This window comes from Micrococcus sp. 140720015-1 (genome assembly GCF_053627595.1).
In genome coordinates, this window is record NZ_JBSEYC010000005.1 from 302131 (window position 1) to 323810 (window position 21680).

The window sequence follows — 21680 nt, forward strand, 5'->3', positions numbered from 1 at the left end:
TGGCGCCACCGTGCTCCCCAGCGCGCCAGGACGACTCCCCTCCTGGTCAGCGCGCTTGGCCACCGATCCCGATGTCTCGCGCAGGGTGGCTCCGCTGCCCGCGCTCGTCCTATTGGCCGTCGAGCCGGGTATACCCCTTTACACACCCCGTCCGCCCACGAGAGCATCACGTCAGAGACGGTCCCAAACCGGGTCGTTAGACAGAAGTGTCGGAGGGTCTAAGACGTGGTTGGACAGACAGTGGCCTATGTGCGGGTCAGTTCGGCCGAGCAGAACCTGGACCGTCAGCTCGAGGCGGTGGGGGAGTGCGACCGCATCTTCGAGGACAAGATCTCCGGCAGCTCCCGCGCCAAGCGCACGGGGCTGGCTGAGCTGATGAGGTATGTGCGTGAGGGGGATCTGGTGAAGGTCGCCTCGATGGATCGGCTCGGCCGGGACACCCGGGACCTGTACGCGATCGTGGACGAGCTCACCGACAAGGGGTGCGCGGTGCAGTTCGTGTCTGAGCGGATCACCGTGGACAAGTCCGGCACCTCCCCGGTGGACGGGCTGATGTTGGGCATCCTGGCGGCGTTCGCTGAGTTCGAGCGCCGGCGGATCAAGGAGCGCCAGGCCGAGGGCATCGCCCTAGCCAAGGCCCGCGGCAAGTACGTCCAGGCCCCGAAGCTCTCGGACACCGACGTGGAGCAGGCGCGCGTGATGATCGAGATGGGGATCCCGAAGGCGGAGGTGGCGCGCGCGTTCGGGGTGAGCCGGCAAACGCTGTACACCTCGCTGTCCCGGGGTGCGAGAAAAGAAGTACCCTCCGATCTATGAGCAAGGCGACGCCCCTGCTCCCGCTCTCGAAAGGACGCTTGATGAGTTTTCCCGAGTTGGTCAACGCCTACGCGGTGTCAGCGCGGGAGAACCTGCGTGGTCCAGGGCAGGCAGAGGCGGCGCTCTCAGCACCCGTGGCTGCTCTGATGCGCGGCGTGGGGGAGCTGGTAGGGCGCCGAGTTGTAGCCCACAGTGAGGTCACCGTGGTCGGGGACGAGGGCGAGGCCGTCCGTCCGGACTTCGGGGTGCGCGTCGACGGTGTGCTGACCGGGCATATTGAGCTGAAGGCACCGGGGGTATCTCTTGACCCGGCGACCTACAAGCCACGTACCCACAACGGCCGGCAGTGGCAGCGACTGAAGGAGCTGCCCAACCTCCTCCACACCAACGGCACCGAGTGGCGGCTGTGGAGGTACGGCAAACTGGTGGGCGACCCGCGCAGCTTGCATGTGGCCGATCTGCGCACCATGCGCGGCTCTTCCGTGACGTTCCAGGCCGAGCTGGAACGGATGCTCACTGACTTCGTGCTGTGGGAGCCGGCACCGATCACTTCGGTCTCCAAACTGGTGGATGTTCTTGCTCCGCTGACCCGTCTTCTGCGGGAGGAGGTCCTCGACGTGATGCGCGATGAGCGCAGAGCTGTCCGGGCCGGCGCCTCGGCGCTTGCCCAGCCTCTGAGTTCGTTGCACAAGGAGTGGCGTCGGGTCCTGTCTCCCGGTGCTGATGAGGACCAGTTCGCTGACGGTCTGGCTCAGACGGTGGTCTTCGCTCTTGTCCTGGCGGTCTCGGAAGGGGTCGACGTGGGCGGGCTCCCGCTCTCCGAGGTGGCCGATTCCCTGACCGGGCGTTATGGCGTGATGGGACGCTCCCTGTCGTTGGTGGCTCAGCCCATCCGTTCAACGCCGGTCCAGACCGCCGTGGAGACCATCACGCGCACGCTCTCCGCAGTGAACTGGGACGACCTAGGCAGTGGTCGTTCGGATGTCTACCTGCACCTGTACGAGCACTTCCTGAGCAGCTACGACCCTGCGCTGAAGCAGGCTTCGGGTTCCTACTACACCCCCGTCGAGCTCGTGGACGCCATGGTGGGTTGGGCAGACGAGGCCGTCCGGGAGCACCTGGGCCGTCCGCGCGGTCTGCGGGACAGCGCGACGTCTGTCATCGATCCCGCTATGGGAACCGGGACCTACCCTCTGTCGGTGTTGCGGCGCGTTGGGGCCGATGCGGCAACGGAGTACGGGACAGCGGCAGCAGGAGAGGCTGTCGCTTCCATGGTGGGCCGCCTCTACGGCATCGAGCTGCAGTCCGGGCCTTTCTCGGTGGCTGAACTGCGTATCTCCCAGGCCGTGAAGGAGGCTGGGGCCCAGGTTCCTGCGAACGGTCTGCGCTTGTTCGTAGCCGACACCCTGGAGGACTCAGCCGCCACAGCAGCCGATGAGGGTCTGTCCTGGAACGCTGGTCTGATCGCTCAGCAACGGATCGAGGCCAACCGGGTCAAGAGGGATGAGAACATCCAGGTCGTCATCGGCAACCCGCCATACAAGGACAAGGCCGGTGGGCGTGGGGGATGGATCGAGAACGGTGTCGATCCGGCGACGGGACGGGCTCCCCTAGACGCATTCAGGAGTCGAGGCAACGGGCGCAACGAGCGCCACCTGAACAACCTCTACGTCTACTTCTGGCGTTGGGCGCTGTGGAAGGCGTTCGAATCCACCGCGCAGCGCAAGCTCGACGGAGCGGACCAGGGTGTGGTCTGCTTCGTGACCGCGACCGGGTATCTCACCGGTCCTGGCTTCGCGGGGATGCGAGAGTATCTGCGCCGCACCTGTTCGACCGGATGGATCATCAACGTCACTCCTGAGGGGTTGAACCCTCCCCCCGGTCATGGGGTCTTTGCCATTCAGACGCCGGTGGCCGTGGGCATTTTCGTGCGCAACTCCCAGGCGAGCCCCGAGGTGCCAGCGCCGATCTACTACCGAGAGGTGGCCGGCACGCGGGCACAGAAGTTCGCGCAGTTCCCCGAGATCCATCTCAACGGTGAGGGATGGCTGGAAGCCCCTACCGAGTGGCGGGCTCCGTTCACGCCGAAGTCGGGCGACACGTGGTCGTCCTTTCCCTCCGTGCGAGACCTGTATCCCTGGTACTCCACCGGGCTGTCCGCCAATCGCACCTGGGTCTATTCCCCGTCCCCGGATGTCCTGCAGCTGCGCCTGAACACCGTGGTCGCGGAGAGGGACCCCGAGGCCAAGTCCGTGCTCTTCAAGGAGTCTCGAGACGCCAACCTGAAGAAGACGAAGGCGCCACTGCCTGGCCTTCGTTCCCCCCACGGAGAAGCAGACACCTATCAGAACACCCAAGTGCCCTTCGAGGAGGAGAGCTTCATCCCCAACGCCTCGTTGGTGCGGGTGGGCTACCGGTCCTTCGACCGCCAATGGGTCATTGCAGACTCTCGTCTCATCCACGACTGCCGTCGCCCTCTGTGGGAAGCGCGTCTTCCCGGTCAGGTCTACCTGGCGGAGCAGCACTCGTTCCATCCCAAGCGCGGGCCGGGCCTGGCGTTCTCGGGTCTCTTGCCCGACATGCATCACTTCAACGGTCGTGGCGGGCGGGTCCTTCCGATGCTCAATCCTGATGGGAGTCCCAACCTCGCCTCGGGTCTCTTTGAGGCCCTCAGTGCCCAGCTGGACGGGGAGATTGCTGCGCCTGACGTTACTTCCTACGTTGCCGGCATCACGGGCCACCCCGGTTTTGTGGAGACCTTCGACGAGGAGCTGCGTACTCCGGGCATCCGGGTGCCGATCACGGCCGACCGGATGCTCTGGAAACGTGCTGTCGAGCTCGGGCGCAAGGTCTTGTGGTGCCACACCTACGGGCTGGCCGGCGAGTGGCCCGGACAGGAATCGGTCGTCTCTCCCCTCGATGGTGTGGAGCTCCCGCGCTACGAGCGGCGTATGGGGTCGTCTCTCCCGACTGGTCCTGCGGTCTATGACGAGTCGAGCCAGGAACTCCGTCTGGGTGCAGGAGTGTGGAGCCATGTCACCCCGGCCATGCGGCAGTACACGGTGGGCGGGGTCAACGTGATCGATGCGTGGGTGGACAAGCGTTCGGCCTCCCCAGGGGGCAACAAGACTTCCCCCTTGGATAACGTCGTGGCCGATACATGGCAGCCCGAGTGGTCGGTGGAGTTCACTGAACTGCTCTGTGTGTTGGCGAGGTTGGTGTCTCTGGAGGCAGATCAGGCCCAGCTACTGGGTGAGGTCGTGAACGCACCGTTGCTGTCCCGCGGTGCCTTGACCGAGGCTGGAGTGACGTGGCCGCCGGCAGGATCGTCCGTCAAGCCACCGAGTCGTTAGAGCTGAGGACCACGTCTACCTGAAGCGAGGGCAGCTTGAAGGCGCAGCTGGTGGCCACCCCGTCTCCCGGCGTTGCCGTCACCGACCCCGCTCTCGCCATACCGTCGGCCGGTCGCTGGGTGTACTGAGATGGGTGGGTGTCCCACGTTGCCGGGGTCGCGGTCCACAACCTCCTCGCTAAATCAGCGTCGCAACGACGGATCGTCAGGTTTCACGAGCATTGTGGTGGCTGGATCGACATCGTCCGCCCAAGCCAGCGTCGGGAGTTCTGGTCCCTCGAGGCCATCGAGCTCGAGGCGGACCTTACCAGCGAGGTGAGCCGACTGGATGGATTGGCCATTGGCCACTGACGCATAGAACTGGGCTGCATAGTTGATCGCGTCGGCGTCGCCGATCTCATCGGCCATCCCGATGGCGAAGGGCACAACCTGCTCCACCAGCGCATCGATCTGCGAGGCGGACTTGCAAGAGTTCAGCAAGACCAGCAATGGAGGGTCATCGGTGGCTTGAATCGCCTTCGCAAAGACACGAGCGTTGACGACCACTCCTTCATGAGGTTCATCTCTTTCATCCTCGAAGAGGATGAGGTCCTCGTTGCTGTGCCCAGAGAAGTGCACGACATGGGGGCGAAACCTGCTCAGACCGTCTAGCAGATCATGCGTGGTGGCAGCTACTCGGGCATCGAGTTCGATCTGGTCGCGATGCAGGGCGGATTCGACCGCGGCCCGAATGCGCTTCTGTTCGCGCCCTACCCGGAGGTCTCCTTCTGAAGATGCTCCAAGCATGAGAACTCGAAGTTTCTCAGGTTTGGGTGCGGGAAGCTGACGCAAGACATCGCTCACAGCAGTCTCGGCGTGACTAACTCGTAAGTCGAAAGCCGCCTTCTCGGCGGCCGCTCGACGCTCGGCCTGCTGGAGGTCCCGCTGACGCCGCTTCTCGGCCACAGTCGCTTCGGATCGTTCAGCCCGTGCAAGCTTCTCCTGCAACCCGGCCTCAGCTTTCGCATAGTCGGCAGCTTTTCCTTGCCAGCGTGCCGCTTCTTTGCCAGCTGTCACAGCTTCTCCCTCCCTGCGTTCGGCCTCGCGTATCTTGCTCCGGACAGTTGCCTCAGATTTGAGCCGTCCCGCTGACTGTCGCGCCTGCGCCGCTTGTGCTCTCTTGGAAGACTCCTTCACGCGGTAGCTAGCGGCCTTCTTCTCAGCATCGATCCGTTGTTTGCGCTTGCGCTCGAGCTCGCTCCGGTACTGGTTGGCACTCATCCGTGGTCTCCTCGTGGCATCGCTGTATTACTCACACGCTATGGCGGGGGGTGGACATCTCAACAAGACCGGCCCTCACCTGAAGATGAGAAAGCCGGTGATTCTGCCAGCTTCGACGGATCGCATCCCTGGGTGTACTGACCGGGGACGTTGGTCAACCGTGAGAAGGGCAGCTGGTTTCCGCAGGCTGTGTGGGGTCGGTGATGGTTGTCGTAGTGCCGCCAACCGCCTGGGTATGGACCTCATTCATCCTCGGCCACCTGGACCAAGTTCTGGATGGTCGGGTTCACGCTCAACCGGGACAGCTCGGCGCTGAGTCGGGCGATCACGCGCCCGCCCCGACCGAAGCCACGAAACCCCCGGGTGAACGTGATGCGCGTGCCCATCCCGGCCGGCTGCATGAGCAGGTGCAGATAGTAGCCGCGTGGGTCGTGGTGCTTGTTGCCGCTCCAGTGCTCCTGCCAGGCGATCGCCAGCCGGTCGCCGGTGCGCTCGTCGACGACCTTGCGCAGTTCGATCGTGGCCGCCTTCTGCTCGCGCAGGATGCGGTGCTGCTCGTCGAGGTGCACATCCGGACCGCCGTAGAACCACTGGACCACCAGTTCTGGGCTGCGCGTCACCGTTGCAAGGCGCTCGATGTCCACCGGCACGAAGCGCGTCACCGCGACCGTGGACTCAACCAGTCCGTCGAGCAGCCCGGGGATCGGGGCCACGTGCCGGATGCCGTGGACAATGGCAGACGTATCGGCGTCCAGGTCTGCCCGTAGGGCCTCGATGTCGACCCCGCAGCCGCGCAGTGCCTCGGCAGCACCCGTGGTGGGGTGGTCGATGAGGGTGCGCAGCGCCTCCAGCTCCCCGCCTGCCCCCTGCAAGGACTTGACCAGCTGCTCGGTGAGCGGGCTCATCTCAAGCTTGGGAGTGGTACTCCACAGTTGGGCGATCGAGCGCCGCCGCGGCTGTCCGAGGGTGCTCGCATCGATTCCCAGGCTGGCCAAGTCGTTGACGTCGCGGGTGTGGGTGGCCTCACGCAACCTCGCGACGGTCACGCCATGGCGGGCCAACAGCTCGGCGGCAGGGCCCCCCGAGACTGCCAGGGCGGTGAGCAGGTGGTCAGGGGTGACCTCCTGGACGCCGGCCAGCAGTGCCTCGCGCCAGGCGGTCACGATGATGCCCATGTTGCGGCCGGTGCCCATGAAGAGCCTCTGGATGCGATTCATCGCTTCTCCTGACGGGTGGGGTGGAGCAGGGTCGGGTCGACCCGCTTGGCGAACTTCTTGTGGACGGCCTGCCGGGTGACGCCCAGGGCGTCGGCGATCTCCGGCCAGCCCATGCCCTGAGCCAGGGCGGCCTCCACCTGCCGCAGTTCCAGCTCGTCGGCGAGCCGTCGCAGGGCCGAAACGGCGCGCAGGCCACGGCGGGGATCGTTGGTGTCGGCCGCCGAGGTAGCGAGGTCTTGTCCGTCCATACGTCAACCTTGGTTGCTATCCCCCCGCTTGTCAACCATGGTTGCTCTACGGCTTTGATCGGGCGCGGCCGTCGCCGGGGTGTGGGCATCTGCCAGTGGGGCTGCGACTACTAGCCTCCTGTCATAGCCGCTGCCCATTTGGTTAGTGGCGGGCGCCGTCGTATGTGGTGGCGGCAGATACGAAGGTTTTTGGCGCGCTCGGGAAGGGCCACGGGAAGGGTTCCGAGGGTGGGCAAAATTCTGGACAGAACCCCGTGGGCCAGAAGGCGGGCTGTCTCCGATTCTTGGCGCTCTGTCGGGGGCGAGCGTGTCGGTTCTTAGGCCCGCCGGCCGGGAGCGCAGCGAGCGGTCGGCGGGCGCGGCCCGCCCGGGCGTCCGGGCAGCCGGGGTGCGGGGCGGCTTGAGCGCCCGCGATGGTGGCTGCGGGCTATCCCGTCCACTCGGTGATGTTTCCTCGGCTGGTGCTTGCAGGCGGAGTTGAGGTGTTCGATGGGCCGGCGTGGCAGTCCGTGGACGAGATCGGCAGTGCCCCGTACCGGCGTGAGCCGTACGTCCGGGCGAGGCTGCCTGATGAGGTGGTGGATGCGAAGGCGGCCCGGTGGTCTCGCACGCACGTGCTCTTGCACTGGATCCCGGCCCCAGGCGCTGCCCCGCGGAATGCGTGGGTGCCGGCGCAATGGGTCACGCGAATCAGTCGGGACGAGTCGAGCTGGCGGGCACCATACGACTTGCCCGCGTAAGAGACATACATGTTCGCCTCGGCGGACGAATCCACTCATGTCTAGGTAGTGGCGTCCTGAAGGAGTCCGGGGATGAATGGTGTGGCCGGGTATGCGCGCGTCTCGACGCGGGATCAGGCGGAGTCACTGGAAGCACAGAAGCTCGCGTTGGCTGGGGTGGGTGCCCAGCGGGTTTTCACGGACGTGATCAGCGGGGCGAAATCCGGGCGGCCGGGTCTGCGTGAAGCCCTGGGGTGGCTGCGTGAGGGGGACATGCTCGTAGTAACTCGGCTGGATCGGCTCGGCCGGTCGACGGTGGACACGCTGCGGACGGTGGCGCAGCTGGAAGCAGCCGGTGTCCGGCTGAAGGCGTTGGACCTGGACCTGGACACCGGGACGCCGGCGGGACGGCTGGTGGTGCGGACCATCGCGTCGCTGGCGGAGTGGGAGCGGGAGGTCATCGTGGAACGCACTCGTGAGGGGCTGGCGCACGCCCGCCGGCAGGGCAGGGTCGGTGGCCGGCCGCGTGCGCTGTCCCCGGTGGCGGTGGATGCCGTCAAGGCCGCGCTGGAGGCAGGGCTGTCGGTGGCCGAGGTGGCCGCACTGCACGGGGTGAGCAGGCGGACGATCACGCGGGTGCGGGCGGGTGACTACGACTGAGACGGGATGTGTGTCACACGCGGGCGGTGGGGGCGGGACGTATCAGTGGTGTCCGGGCCACGGGGGTTCGGGCGGGACTCTAGGAGGAATCCTGATGCGTCAGAACATCGACCGTGAGAAGACCGTGACCGGTTACGTGGCGACGGACCCGAAGACCGTGGACACCCAGCGAGGGCAGCTGGTGGCGTTCCGGCTGGCCGAGCCCCAGCAGGTGTTCGACCGGGAGAGCCGGCAGTACAAGGACGTGGACCCGATCTACTACGACGTCGCCGTGGGTCGGGAGCAGCTGGGCAAGAACGTGTTGGCCTCCGTCGAGCAGGGCCAGCGGCTGAGCGTGACGGGCCGGTACAGCGTGGAGCCGTACGTGAACCGGGACGGCGAGGCCGGGCTGAACAACCGGATCTGGGCCGAGGACGTGTCCGCGTCGATGCAGCACAACACGGTCGAGGTCGGGCCGGGGGCCGGTGCTGGGCGTGGTCGGGGGCTGGAGGCCCAGGGGCCGGAGAACGTGGTCGCTGATCCGGCGTGGCAGGCTTCCCAGCGTCCGGTGGAGCAGCACTTCGGGGTCGAGCAGAGCGGGCCGGCGATGTCCGGCCCGTCGCGGTGAGGGTGAGCGACGATGGCTACTCCCTCTGATCAGGTGCACAGCGGGGCCGAGAGCCGCCAGGAGCGGCTGGAGCGTGGCGTGCAGCGGTTGTCTCTGGAGCTGGGGGCGGAGTTCTTGCCGGGCGAATCCGGTCGGGCGGCCAAGGAGAAGCTGCGCGCGCTGGAGGCGTCGCAGAACAAGGTCGCAGCGCCAGAGCCGGGATACACGGCGCGGCGGCGGCCGCCTGGCTCACCGGGCAGGCGCTCCGAGGTGGACCAGGCCGCGAAGGCGATGGAGCGCGGAGAGATCGGCGGTTTCGGGATGGGCGGGGCGTCTGTGAACGGGCCGTCCCTCTGAGCCGCTGTCACACCCAATAACGGTCGCTCACGGCACCGGTGGGAAGTCGCTTGACTTCCCACCGGTGCTGTGGAGTTATGTCAAGTACGTCAGGAGCAGGTCATGGCGAGAAAGTCCAAGGGTCCGGTTTCGGGGCAGCTGTCGCTGTTCGATGCGCTGGACGAGGCGATTGCATTCGAGGAAGAAGGGACACGGAACGATGGAGCAGTTCGAAGCGGAGGTCACCGAGGACCAGCTGCTGACGGCGACCGTGAACGCGCAAGCACAGCGGGAGTGGGAGGCGGACCCGACGGTGTGGCAGCGACTGGACGAGCCGACGCCGTACGGGGACGACTCGGTGGACCGGATGGGGCAGTACGAGGACCCGGCGATTCTGGAGGAGTTCCCGACGGTGGCGGACGCTCTGATGTCGCTGGAGGCGTTCCAGGGGGCGAGCGAGCTGTTCGGCCGGCACCTGCGGGCGATGGTGCTGAGCCGGCACGCGCAGATGGCTCCGGACCGGGTGGAGCTGGTGGACCGGGCGGAGTTCGAGGCGCTTCCGGCGCGGACGCAGCTGGCCGGGGCGGAACGGCTGGAGGCGATGGTGGACGAGGTCTTCAGCTGGATGCGGTCGCAGGGAATGGACCCGTGGCCGGGGCGGCAGGCCCCGCCGCGTCTGGTGAACGAGAAGCTGCGGGAGCTGATGTCGGCCAAGGAGGTCTGACCGGCCTGTCCGCAGACGCGGACACGAGCGCGGCCACGGGCCGGACACCGGAGGGGGCCGTGTCCGCGAGGGCGGGCAACCTGACCTCGGATTCGGACACTGGCCGGACGGGCGGTCCGGACACGTCCGAGGGCGTGTCTGGATTCAGCGAGATGACGCAGCGGGTGCTGGCCGGACAGCTGCCGTACGAGCCGGACAGGCTGACCGGCCAGAACGAAGCGAACACGGCCACGGTGGCCGCTGACCAGACAGCTGAGCCGGAGGCGGCCACCGACGCGGACAGCGGGCCGGAGGTGGCCGTGGTGGCCGGCCAGCCGTGGACAGGTGGCACGCGGCGTCCGGCCAGGGCTCAGGAGCGGTTCGCGGCCAACCTGGCCGCACTTGAGGTGCTGACCACGCTCGATCAGGAGCGGCGTCCGGCCACCGAGGCAGAGCAGGAGGTGCTGGCCGGGTGGTCGGCCTGGGGTGCTCTGCCATTCGTGTTCGATGAGGCGGACACGAGGATCAGCGAGACGGACCGGGCGCGGGTACGGGAGCTGCTGGGGCCGGAGGGGTGGTCACAGGCGCGGGCGACGACGCTGAACGCGCACTACACGGACCCGGCGGTGGCCGCGGCGATGTGGGGCGTGTTGAACACGGCCGGGTTCGAGGACGGCGCGGTGCTCGAGCCGGGGTGCGGCTCGGGCGAGTTCCTGGGGCTGGCCCCGGAGGGTGCGCGCATGGTCGGTGTGGAGGTGGACCAGACGACGGCACGGATCGCCGCGCACCTGCACCCAGACCAGCAGATCCACGCGGCCGGGTTCGAGAAGACCGTGCTGCCGGAGGACTCGTTCCACGCTGTGGTGGGCAACGTTCCCTTCGGGGAGTTCTCCGTGACTGACCCGACGCACAACGCGATGCGGCACTCGATCCACAATCACTTCATCATCAAGTCGCTGCGGCTGACGGCCCCGGGCGGGTATGTGGCCGTGATGACCTCGACGTACACGATGGACTCACAGCGGGCGACCGCGCGGCGAGAGATGGCCCGGTACGGGGACCTGGTAGGCGCGGTGCGCCTACCGAACGGGGCGCTACAGGCCAGCGCGGGCACGGACGTGAAGACCGATGTGCTCGTGTTCCGGCGTCGCAAGCCCGGGGAGAAGATCGACCAGGAGCGGGTCAACGTGTGGGTCGAGCCGGCCAAGATCACGGTGACGGACCGTGACGGGGGTGAGCATGAGGTGCCGTACTCGGCATGGTTCAGCGCGCACCCGGAGTCGGTGATCGGTGAGCCTGCGTACGCGTCGTCCGCGTTCGGGGCGAACTACCAGGTCGCCGCGGGCGAGGGCGTGGATGTGGCCGAGCAGGTGCGGGCGCGGTTGTCCGAGCAGGTGCTGGACGCGCGGATGGTCTCGGGGCTGGGTTACGACCCGGCGCCGGCGGTCGCGGTGGACACGGAGGTGGGCCTGCGGTTCGCGCCGGAGCCGGAGGCGCAGATCGGGCACATCCGGTTCAACGCCGACGAGGGCCGGTTCGAGCAGTACCGCGCCGGGATGGTCTGGGCAGAAGTTCGTGTGGCGAAGAAGCTGAGCCGAGAGGCACGGGCCATCCTCGCGTTGCGCGACAAGGCCACGGAGGTCATGACGACACAGCGGCAGGGCGCGCCGGAGGCTGAGCGGGAGCGGGCGCGTGGTGAGCTGCGGAGCATGTGGGAGTCCTACACGGCGGAATACGGGGCGCTGGGGCGTGGCGAGGACAAGTACGGACCGCCGTCGAAGGCCGACCGTGAGAAGAAGCTGGGCGAGTTGGAGGCGGAGTGGCGGGACAGCCTGCCCCAAGACGGCGACGTCGCCCCAGCAGATGTCCCCGTGCCCGAGGAACTGGCGGCGGAATGGGACGAGCGTGCTCGCCGTCCGGAGTTCAAGAAGCGGGAACAGCCGCACATCGCCTGGCTGGCCGGAGACCCGAAGCTGGGCTTGTTGCGCTCGATGGAGGTCTTCGACGAGGCCAGCCAGACCGCGACGGCGGGGGCGTTGCTGACCCGCGACGTGGTCACGCACCGCACCCGGCCCGAGCGGGCCGAGTCCGTGGAGGACGCGATCGCCATCAGCATGGACGAGACCCGGACCGTGGACGTGGACCGGGTGGCCGAGCTGCTGGACGTCGACGCGGAGACCGCGCGCGGCCGGCTGGCCGGGGAGGTGTTCGAGGAACCGGGCACGGGCGTACTGGTCCCGAAGACGACGTACCTATCGGGCAACGTGCGGGCCAAGCTCGCGGCCGCGCGAGAGGCGATGGCCGAGGACGGCCGGTTCGCCGAGAACGTCGGCGCGTTGGAGGCCGTGGTCCCGGACGAGATCGCGTTGCAGGACGTCGCGGTGAACGTCGGTGTCCGCTGGGTGCCGGAGGAGACGTACCGGCAGTTCGTGTCCGAGACGCTGAAGGCCCAGTGCCAGGTGCGGCTGAACCCGGGCACGGATGCCTGGGAGGTCGAGGTGCCCCGCGGGGGGCTGGACCCGTCCGTCCGGTACGCCTGGGGGATCAAGGAGCGCACTCCGGCTCAGCTGATGGTCTCCGCGATGAACATGAAGACCGTGACCGTCACCAAGGATGTGGGCGACGGAGAGCGGGTCAAGGATGAGACCGCGACGGCGGCCGCGCGTGCGAAGGTCGAGGAAATCCGGGCCGAGTTCGCGCGGTGGATGATGGCCGACCCGGACCGGGTCATGCAGTTGCAGGCCCGGTACAACGACGTGTTCAACTCGACGGTGGCCCCGGACTACTCGGCCGCAGGTGAGCGGCTGTCCTTGCCGGGGCTGTCGGAGGCGATGACGCCGTACACGTACCAGCGGGCGGCGGTGGCGCGGGCGGTGTCCGAGCCGACGGTGCTGCTGGACCACGTCGTGGGCGCGGGCAAAACCGGGTCGATGATCATGTCCGCGATGGAACTCAAGCGCACGGGGATCGTGTCCAAGCCGTGCATGGTGGTCCCGAACCATCTGGTGGACCAGATCGCCACGGAGGCCGTGCAGTGGTACCCGGGGGCGAACGTGATCGCGGTGCCCACGGGCCTGTCCAAGGATGAGCGGCAGGAGTGGATCGGCCAGGTCGCCGCCGGCGAGTGGGACCTGGTGGTCATGCCGCAGACCACGTTCGAGCGGGTGCAGATCGACCCGGCCAAGCAAGCCCAGTGGCTGAAGGATGCCCAGAACGAGCTGGAGTCGGCCACGGCCGGGGAAGATCAGGACGCCGGCTGGGTGAAGCGCTCGGAGAAGGCGAAGAAGACGCTGGAGCGCCAACACGCCCGGATCGCGGCGAACACCGATCCTGGGGTGACGTTCGAAGAGTCCGGCATCGACTACCTGCTGGTGGACGAGGCCCACCACTACAAGAACCTGGCCCGGTCCTCGGACCTGGCCGAGCTGGCCTGCGCCGGGTCCGGCCGAGCGATGGATCTGGACTTCAAGCTCCGTGCCCTGCGAGAGGTGAAGACCGAGGCGGCCGAGCGGGCCGGGATCGCTGGGCCGGGGTATCTGCCGGCGGTGGCCACGTTCGCCACGGGCACGCCGGTGGCCAACAACATGGCCGAGATGTGGGTGATGCAGCACTACCTGCGCCCGGACTTGCTGGAGGCAGCCCACGCGGACACGGTCACCGCCTGGGGCCAGGCGTTCACGAAGGTGAAGCCACAACTGCGGCCCACGGTCACCGGCGACGGGTTCCAGCAGGTGGTCAAGGTATCCGAGTACGTGAACGTGCCTGAGCTGCTGTCGATCAACTCCACGTTCACGGACGTCGTGCTCCGGGACCAGCTGGAGACGACGCTGCCGAAGGTCGCCACCGGGGACCGCATCCTCATGGCCCGGGAGCCCTCCGAGCAGGTGGCCGCGTACGTGGAGTCGTTGGAGACGCGCATCGAGCAGGTGAAGAACAGCCCTCCGGTCAAGGGCGGGGACAACATGCTCGTGGTCGTTGGCGATGGGCGGAAGGTCGCCCTGGACCCGCGCCTGGTGGGTCTGCCGGCTGACCCGGACGGGGGCCGTGTCGCGGCGGTGGCCGATCAGATCATGACGGTGCACGAGCAGACCAAGGACACGGTGTACCGCGGGGCAGACGGGGAACCGTCGCCGGTGACCGGCGGTCTTCAGATTGTGTTCTGCGACCAGTCCACGCCGAAGGGCGATGGCGAGTGGAACGTGTACGAGGGCCTCCGGGAGGAGTTGGCCGCTCGGGGCATGGACTCGGAGAAGGTCGCGTTCATCCACGATGCGAAGACCGACGAGGCCCGCAAGGAGCTGTTCGAGAAGTGCCGCGACGGGCGGATCAACGTGATCATCGGCTCGACGCAGAAGATGGGCACCGGCACGAACATCCAGGCCCGGGCCACGGCCCTGCATCACATGGACGTGCCGTGGCGTCCGGCGGACCTGGAGCAGCGTGAAGGCCGGATCATCCGGCAGGGCAACCAGAACGAGGAAGTGCGGATTTACTCGTGGGCCACGCAATCCACGTTCGACGTGTACTCGTGGGACATGATCGCCCGGAAGGCCGGGTTCATCGCGCAGGTGAAGAACGGGCAGGTCAACGGGCGTGCAATGGAGGACGTCGTGGCCGGCCTGGACATCTCCGGGGCGACGGCGGCGGCGGTGCTGGCCAACGACCCGCGCGTGCTTGAGATGGCCCAGCTGCAGATGGACGTCGAGCAGCTGACCCGCGCACAGTCCGGGTGGGCACAGCAGCGGGCCACGCAGCGGGTCGAGTTGAACACGATGACCCAACGTCAGCAGTTCCTGGCCGGCCGGCAGGACGCGCTGATCGGGATCGCCGCAGGAGTTCGGCCCACGGACGGGGACGCGTTCGCGTTCACGACGACGGACGGACGGACGACGACCTCGCGTGAAGAGGCTGGGCAGGTCATCGTGGACGCGCTGCGCCAGGAGGCGGCGCGCTCGGACCGGCCCGACTTCATGGAGGCCACCGAGCCGGAGCCGGTGGGCACGCTCGGCGGGGTGGAGCTGGGAACGATCCGTCAGGGGACACGCGTGTTCGTGGTGCCGATGGGCGCCCCGAGCGTGCGTCGGGACTGGCAGGCGGCCCATGTGCTCGGTGGGGAGGTCTCTGCGGCGGGCGCGATCCGCTCCGTGGAGAACTTCGTGGCTGGCCTGCCCGAGCAGCTCGTCTCCGACAAGGCCGAGGCGGACCGCCTGGCGGCCGCGATCCCGGACATGCGCGCCGGTCTGGAGGGTGCGTTCCCGCAGGCAGCTGAGCTGGCCGACAAACAGCGTGAGCTGGCGGCATTGAAGGCCGAGATGGAAGACGAGGACCAGTCCTTGTCGATGCCGAAGGAGGTCGAGTACACCCCCGAGCAGCTCGAAGAACGCGGCCTCATCGGTCACACAAGCGCTCCGCACGAAGGAGACGTCTGGGAGTACAACAAGGGGTTCTACTCGGTCGGGTACACCACGGATTCCGTCGGGGTGAACCAGCGAGAGCTGTGGGCCTGGCCGGTGGATGAAGAGCCCACCGAGGCGATCCCCGCCTACCGACTCAGTAGCCAGGGCAAGCTCGTGGTGCGCCGCGAGGCCGGACTCAGTCCGCTGGAGCGGGAGTGCATGACCGCCGACCTGGACCGCCACAAGATCGTGAGGCGGCCGCAGGACGCGTTCGGCTACGACGGCGAAGTGCTCCGCGAAGTCTGGGTCGAGGCCGACCCAGAACATCGGGGTCCGGGGACGACGCCGAAGGTGAAGGAGGCCCGGCAGGGACGTCTGGACGGAAACGGGAACATGATCGTCTCCGGGACGGGGGAGTTCATTCCGAACGAGGATTTCGTGCCGCACGGAACCCCGATGATCCTGCTGGACGCGACCTCTCCGGAGAAGGAGGCTGCTCGACGTGCGGCGGAGGCTGAGGATGCCCTGAAGCGGTGGCCGCGTGAGTTCCTGCCGGGTGAGGTGCTGCTCGAGGACGTGCCTGGGTTCGGGTACGAGGGCGACATCGTGCGGCTGCTGCCGGCCACGCACGGGTCCGGGCAATCGGTGGCGGTCAGCCCGGACACTGGCCAGGCCCGAGATCGTGCCGCGTGGAAGGAGGCCCCGGACCGTGGCCTGTGGAAGACGGCCGCACCGGTGCAGCTGTCCGAGCAGGAGCGGACACGGCTGTGGGGCGCGGCCACGACCTCTGTCCAGGTCGGACAGTTGCGGCCAGGAGACACGGTCATGGCGGCAGACATTGACCGGAACTCGACGGTCAAGGAAGCGGTCACCGTCCTGAGCGTCGGGTACGGCGGCACCAAGAACATCACCTACGCCGGTCAGGACGGCGAAAAGCGTGAGTGCACGCGGAAGGACACGACCGTGGTGAACGTTCATGGCCGGACACGGGCCGCGTTGACGGTGCAGGAGTTGGCCAGGCTGGCCACGCCGGCCGGACAGCCGGTCAAGGCGTGTCCGGCCAAGGACATCGCGATGTCCGCGGACTGGCAGGGGCGGACACTCGTGGTGGACACGGTGGCCGACTACCGGATGCGTGACCGGTCACGCGACGGCGTGAAGATCGGACAGGTCATCGGTCAGGAACAGACCGTGGTCACCGACTACGGCCAGCGCGTCGACGTCGGGGTGCTGACCCTGCGCGGCGACGACGGGACCACGTTCCAGCTCAGCACCCGGGATGTAGGCCACGTGTGGGAGATCGACGGGCCGTTGGATGCGATGGCCACGTTTGGAGGCCGTTCTCTGGAAGGGGCTGTCGCGGACACGGGCGCTGTGCCGACCACTGTGGGGGTGACCGGGGAGGCTGCGTCGCCGGTGAAGCAGGTCCCGAACGTGGATTCGGATCAGGAGCGGAAGAATCAGGTGGCGACGGTGCACCGGGAGACCGTCAAGACACCTGGAGAGCACACCATCGACCTGATTCCAGTCGCACCGAGCAGGCCCGACTTCGACGGACCCGGGCGGTGAGCCACACGTAGAGAGCGGGACGGGATCATGGCGCAGGGCCTGGAGCGGGTGACGCTCCAGGCCCTGCGCCTGTTTCAGCGAGTGGGTCCGGACACGGACTCGTCCAGGTCCCATTCGGGCATGGTGTGTAGGTCATACCCCGGGTCATCCGCCATCTCCGCGACCCAGGACAGGTCGATCTGGTGGTCCGTGAGCTGGGCGATGGTCTGTTCATCGGTGGACGCGGTGAGGGCGTGCACTGCTCGCTGATAGTGGTGTGCGAGAGCGTCCTCGGGATCCGGCTCACGGCCGAGAGGTGTGTCCAGCTCGTCGTCCTGGTTGGACACGGCACGCCAGATGACGACGTGCCGCAGCGCGTCGTCACTGGCTCCCTCGTCCTGCATGAGCTGGAACCAGGGGGGCTGTTCTTCACGGATGACGGAGCATCGGTGCTCCAGCTCCGCGAGAGCCCGTTCGCGCACCTGCGCGGCGGCTTCGGCACGCTGCTCGTTGGCCGGCGAGGGGGCGTCCAGGATCGAGGGCGGTGTCCGGACCTCGCACTGCGTGAGGACTGCCGTGACGGAGTCGGGGGTGTCGATGTCCTCGGGCAGGGTGCGGGCGGGGTCGGCCTTGACGAGACGATTCCAGGTCTCAAGGTCGCGGAAGGCGGCGTTGGTGGCCGGGTCGTGGATGTGCTGGTCGATCCAGGTGCTGGTGCGTTCTGCGCGGGCGGCCCAATCGAGGAACTCGTGCTCGTGGACCATGCGGCCCAGGTCGTTCGCCCACGCGCGTTCTGCGCCTTGGACCTCGTGGGCCGAGCGTTCCGCGGTGGTGTGGTCCAGCACCGCCTTCAGCGCGCCCACGGGGGTGTCGGCTCCGGGGGTGCGCTTGAACAGGCCCCACTCATCGGGGGATGCGTGGTCATCAGGGGCGAGGTCGACGTAGGCGTTGTTGGCCTGCTTGCCCCGGGTCATGGCCACGTAGAACAGCTCGCGGGACTGGCCGATCTCGACCACGGTGTGGCCGGTGTCCACGGTGACGCCCTGTGCACGGTGCGCGGTCGTGGCGTAGCCCAGCTCGGTTGAGGAAGCCAGGTAGTCCGGGTCCAGGGTGACCGTTCCACCGGTGCCGTCCACGACGGCGTGGGCGGACCCGTCCGGGTTGATGGCGGTCAGGGTGAGCCGGGTGCCGTTGGCGATGAACGCTCCGGTCGAGTCGCGCAGGGACCGGTCGTTGCGGCGGGCCAGGACCTCGTCGCCCACACCGGCGGCGATTTCGGCGCGCAGTCGCACGGTGGTCTCGATGTCCACGAGTCCTTCGGCCACGAGGTCGGCCTGGGCGCGGGCGTTGAGGTCGGCCACGGTCGCGTTGTCCGAGGCAATCAGGATCGTGGACAAGCCCTGGTGCTTGTCATTGAGCCAGGCGGTGTAGGCGGTGTCTGCGGCGTCCACGTTGGGGTGGCCGTGGAGTCTGCCGTTGCGCTCGTAGATGTCCAGGGCGCTGTGGTTGCCCTCGCGTAGCAGCAGGGAGGCTTTGCGCTCCCACTGATTGCGGAATCGCCAGACCTGGTCCAGGCGGGCCACGTTCACGTCCTCGGCGCGGTCCATCCAACCCAGGAAGCCGCCGGCCTCGACGGCTTCGAGCTGGGCGGGGTCGCCCACGAGCAGGACCTTGGCTCCGGCCTGTTCGGCCTGGCGGGCCAGTTCGGCCATCTGCGCGGTGGCCACCATCGATGCCTCGTCCACGATGAGCAGCTGGCCAGGGTGGAGGGTGAAGCGGGCCTGGGCGGCGTGCTGCTCGGCCAGGCGGGCGGTGATCGCCTCGATCTGCCGGGTGCGGGAGTCGGTGGGGGCGGCGTCCCAGAGCTGGGCCAAGCGGGCTTCGAGCCCGGCCACGCGCTCGGCGCGGCGGGCCGCGCCGTCGCCTACGGACTCGTACAGCCACTTGGCCGTGTTCTCGGTCTCCACGCCGAGCTCATCGGCCAGGACTCCAGCGGCCACGGCGGACGGGGCCAGACCGACCACGGAGTTCTCCCCGTGCTGGCGCTCCCACAGACGGGCGACGGCGGCCATCGTGGTGGTCTTGCCGGTGCCGGCCGGACCGATGATCGCGTCGATCCCTGCGGGGGATGAGAGCACATGCTCGGTGGCACGGGCCTGGTCAGCCGAGAGGGCGTGTCCGTCCTTAGTGGCCACCTCGGCCACCTGTGCGGCCAACGTGTCCGGGGCGATGACCGGGGCGTCGGCTGACCGGACACGGCCCATCAGGAATGCCTCGTCGGACATGATCTGTCCGGTCGTCCAGAGACCGGACACGCGCTTGTGGTCGAGTCCTGACCGGCCACCGGGGGCGGACAGCACGGGGTCAAACTCGGGCGGGGCGCTCATCCGGTCCGGGGTCAGGGACACGGCCTTGTCCAGGGCCTTGTCCACCAGCTCGTCCGCAGCCGCGTGCCGAGCCTCGGCGGTGTCGAACCGGACCAGGGCCAGCACGCGCTCGGCGGAGGCCAGCACGTTGGCCCGGGTGAAGGTGGTCCGCCGGACAGAGGCATCCGTGAGGACCCAAACGGCCATCGCCTCGCGGGCGTCCGGGGTGAGTTGGTCAGCGGTCACGGTGCGCCGGTCATGGCCGACAGCGGCGGCCACGATGGCCGCGGGGTCGTGGCCACCGGCCAGGGCGCGGTCACGCCAGCTGACCATCTTCTCGGCCAGGGTCTCGTTCGATGTCCGCTTCGGTGTCCGGGTCTCCAAGGTGGCCTGCTGGCGCAGCTGGAGCACGACGGCCGCCGGCGGGGTACGCCCGTGGTTGTCCGTCCACTGGCGGATCAGCTCGTCCTTGCGGGCCTCGATGAGTCGGGATCGAGTGGAGAACTCCTCGATGAGGCTGTCCGGGACGCCGGCCAGCTCGATCCTGTGGCCGGGGGAGTCCTTGACCGTTTCCGTCTCCAGCTCCTGGCCGGACAGCACGCGGTCCAGGGCGTCGGACAGGGCCGGGTCGCGGGACTCGGCCAGCGCGCCGATCTGGCCGTGGAGTCGGTCGAACAGCAGCGCGTTGTACTTCTCCGAGATCGCCACCACATGGCGGTGCAGCGTGTAGGAGTCCAGGGTGGCCCACTGGCCATCCATGATCCGCTGGACCCGGTTGGACACGACCACGTGCGTGTGCAGCTGAGGGTCGCCGGCGCGAGAGTCCCAGTGGTCGAAGGCGCTGGCCACCAGTCCGGTCACGGGCACGTGGGCGACGCCGCCGTGGCCGGCACGTGACTGAAGGACGTTGTCCTCCACCCAGGCCAGGGCCTCGTGCATGGCCTGTCGGTGGGCGTCCTGGATCTGGCCCTGAAGGGCCGGACCGGACATGGCCCAGAGCGTGGACACGGACTTCGGGACGGAGAAAGTCAGATCGAACCCGGCCACGGGCTTGCGGGTGGCCTTCGCTTTCCGGCCAGACGGGGTGGTGGCCCCCTGGGGCGCGTCCACCTCCTTGATCGGCGGACGGCCAAGCCGCTGGCCGGTGTCCGGGTCCTTGGCCAGTTCGTAGACGGACACGGCATCGAGTTTGGCCACCTGCTGGCCAGCGGTCAGCGAGGTGCCGGCCAGGCCACGGCCAAGCCAGAGCCCGGGCGGGGCCTCGGCTTCCGTGTAGTAGGCGGTCAGATCACGCCGGGAAGTGGCCACGGCGTCGGCGGACAGAGACCGGTCACCGGTGGCCACGGAGTCCAGGTAGTAGTCGATGGACATCTTCGAGATGGACACGGTCATGGCCGGACACCTCCCCGGTCAGTGGCCGGGGGTGTCCGGTGCTGTCCGCCCCCGCGTGTCCGGTCAGGTCCGGCCACCGCTGACCGGAACCGGGCGTGCGTGGCCAGGATGCGCTTGTCCACCGGGCTGACCGGCTGACCGGCCACGGCCTTGGCCAGGCGGCGGCAGAGCGTGTCCCACTGCCGGACGATGCCCTGGAGCTGGCCACGTTCGGTCGCGGCCACCTCGGCTGCTGCGGACAGGCGGCGGTGCCGTCCGGACAGCTGCTCGAGCTGGCCACGGACAGCGGCCAGCTGGCCACGCAGGGCGGCCACCTGGTCAGGGGTCAGGTCAGTGTCCGCGGTGGCCACGGACCACGACCGGCGCAGATCGGCCACCTGGCCGGCCAGCCGGGCGTTGGCCGACCGGACAGCCTGCGTCCGCACGGCCTGGGCCGCGATAGCCGTGTCCGCGCTGCGCCGCTCGGCGGCCAGCAGCCCGGCCAGGTACTTCACCTGGTCGGTCTTGCGCCGGACCGTGGCGGTCAGCTGACCGATGCGCGTCTCAGCGGCCACGAGCTGGGCCTCCAGCTCGGCCACCCGGGCCACGGCCGGGTGGGGCGGGGTGCCGGCCGCGCGCGCCCGGTAGGCCGCTGTGCGGCACGCGGCCGAGCAGTACCGGCGCGAGGACGGCGGCCCATCTGGAAGCGGCCGCGCGCAGTGTGTGCAGGAACGTGAAGCGTTCATGCAGGATGTTCGCCTCCCATCTGGAGGCGGGTGTGTCACGCGAAGCGTGACGGCAGTGCACCTTGGTGCCAGACGTGTGATGACTGGGCTACCGGGGTACTCGGTCGGCAGGTCGGGGTGAGGGTGGGCGGTTATCAGTAGCCGAGCGCTGCAAGTAGATTCAGGCCTGCTGCGGCAGGCGAGCGCTAATGATTCCGGAGACCTCCGTCGTATAGGTGGCGACCACGGAGGGGTGTGAGGCATTAGCGGAGATTGTGACTTGGTCAAGTCCCTGGAAGTGGTGTAACCGTCTTCGAGGCATGAGAATCAGGCCAGGGCCGGCATCACCTCCGTGCCCATCACGGTGCCCGGTTCTT

General features: G+C 68.1%; 12 protein-coding genes. 7 read left to right on the forward strand and 5 right to left on the reverse strand.

Going from position 1 to position 21680, the window contains the following annotated elements; all coding sequences use genetic code 11:
* Positions 1-225 precede the first annotated feature (225 nt).
* On the forward strand, positions 226-816 hold the full coding sequence (locus tag ACUXPL_RS10580) for a recombinase family protein (protein ID WP_336639671.1): 591 nt from the start codon (positions 226-228) through the stop codon (positions 814-816).
* Positions 813-4169 carry a type ISP restriction/modification enzyme gene (locus ACUXPL_RS10585; protein ID WP_231119438.1) on the forward strand — a complete coding sequence of 1119 codons (3357 nt, stop codon included), beginning with the start codon at positions 813-815 and terminating at the stop codon, positions 4167-4169. Before ACUXPL_RS10580 ends, ACUXPL_RS10585 begins: the two co-directional genes overlap by 4 nt.
* Positions 4170-4351: 182 nt before the next feature.
* Here the strand turns inward: ACUXPL_RS10585 and ACUXPL_RS10590 are convergent, their stop codons facing one another.
* From ACUXPL_RS10590 to ACUXPL_RS10600, 3 genes are all read right to left on the reverse strand, one after another.
* Positions 4352-5428, reverse strand: coding sequence for a CHAT domain-containing protein (locus ACUXPL_RS10590; RefSeq protein ID WP_155933470.1), 1077 nt, complete (start codon positions 5426-5428; stop codon positions 4352-4354).
* Positions 5429-5670: 242 nt separating this feature from the next.
* Complete coding sequence (locus ACUXPL_RS10595; protein ID WP_155933468.1) at positions 5671-6645, reverse strand: Clp protease N-terminal domain-containing protein; 975 nt, start codon at positions 6643-6645, stop codon at positions 5671-5673.
* Positions 6642-6893: a hypothetical protein gene (locus tag ACUXPL_RS10600; protein WP_155933467.1), complete on the reverse strand. Its 252-nt coding sequence runs from the start codon at positions 6891-6893 to the stop codon at positions 6642-6644. Before ACUXPL_RS10600 ends, ACUXPL_RS10595 begins: the two co-directional genes overlap by 4 nt.
* 812 nt (positions 6894-7705) lie before the next feature.
* Here ACUXPL_RS10600 and ACUXPL_RS10605 point away from each other — a divergent pair.
* The 5 genes from ACUXPL_RS10605 (at position 7706) to ACUXPL_RS10625 (ending at position 16862) form a co-directional block, all read left to right on the forward strand.
* Entirely contained in the window at positions 7706-8272 is a 567-nt protein-coding gene (locus ACUXPL_RS10605) for a recombinase family protein (RefSeq protein WP_155933465.1), read from the forward strand.
* 94 nt (positions 8273-8366) lie between these two features.
* Positions 8367-8879, forward strand: coding sequence for a single-stranded DNA-binding protein (locus ACUXPL_RS10610; RefSeq protein ID WP_155933463.1), 513 nt, complete (start codon positions 8367-8369; stop codon positions 8877-8879).
* Between the two features lie 12 nt (positions 8880-8891).
* Positions 8892-9215, forward strand: coding sequence for a hypothetical protein (locus ACUXPL_RS10615; protein WP_371461685.1), 324 nt, complete (start codon positions 8892-8894; stop codon positions 9213-9215).
* 199 nt (positions 9216-9414) lie between these two features.
* Positions 9415-9918, forward strand: coding sequence for a hypothetical protein (locus tag ACUXPL_RS10620; RefSeq protein WP_454102734.1), 504 nt, complete (start codon positions 9415-9417; stop codon positions 9916-9918).
* 152 nt (positions 9919-10070) lie between these two features.
* Positions 10071-16862 (forward strand): helicase-related protein, encoded by a 6792-nt coding sequence (locus ACUXPL_RS10625; RefSeq protein ID WP_454183725.1) that lies wholly within the window; start codon positions 10071-10073, stop codon positions 16860-16862.
* A 74-nt stretch (positions 16863-16936) separates the two neighbouring features.
* Here ACUXPL_RS10625 and mobF read toward each other — a convergent pair whose 3' ends face one another.
* Both mobF and ACUXPL_RS10635 read right to left on the reverse strand, forming a co-directional pair.
* Positions 16937-20599, reverse strand: coding sequence for a MobF family relaxase (gene mobF / locus ACUXPL_RS10630; protein WP_454183727.1), 3663 nt, complete (start codon positions 20597-20599; stop codon positions 16937-16939).
* The gene (locus ACUXPL_RS10635) at positions 20596-21177 is read right to left on the reverse strand and encodes a hypothetical protein (RefSeq protein WP_454183729.1); all 582 of its coding nucleotides are present in this window, start codon (positions 21175-21177) and stop codon (positions 20596-20598) included. Before ACUXPL_RS10635 ends, mobF begins: the two co-directional genes overlap by 4 nt.
* Positions 21178-21680: the final 503 nt, after the last annotated feature.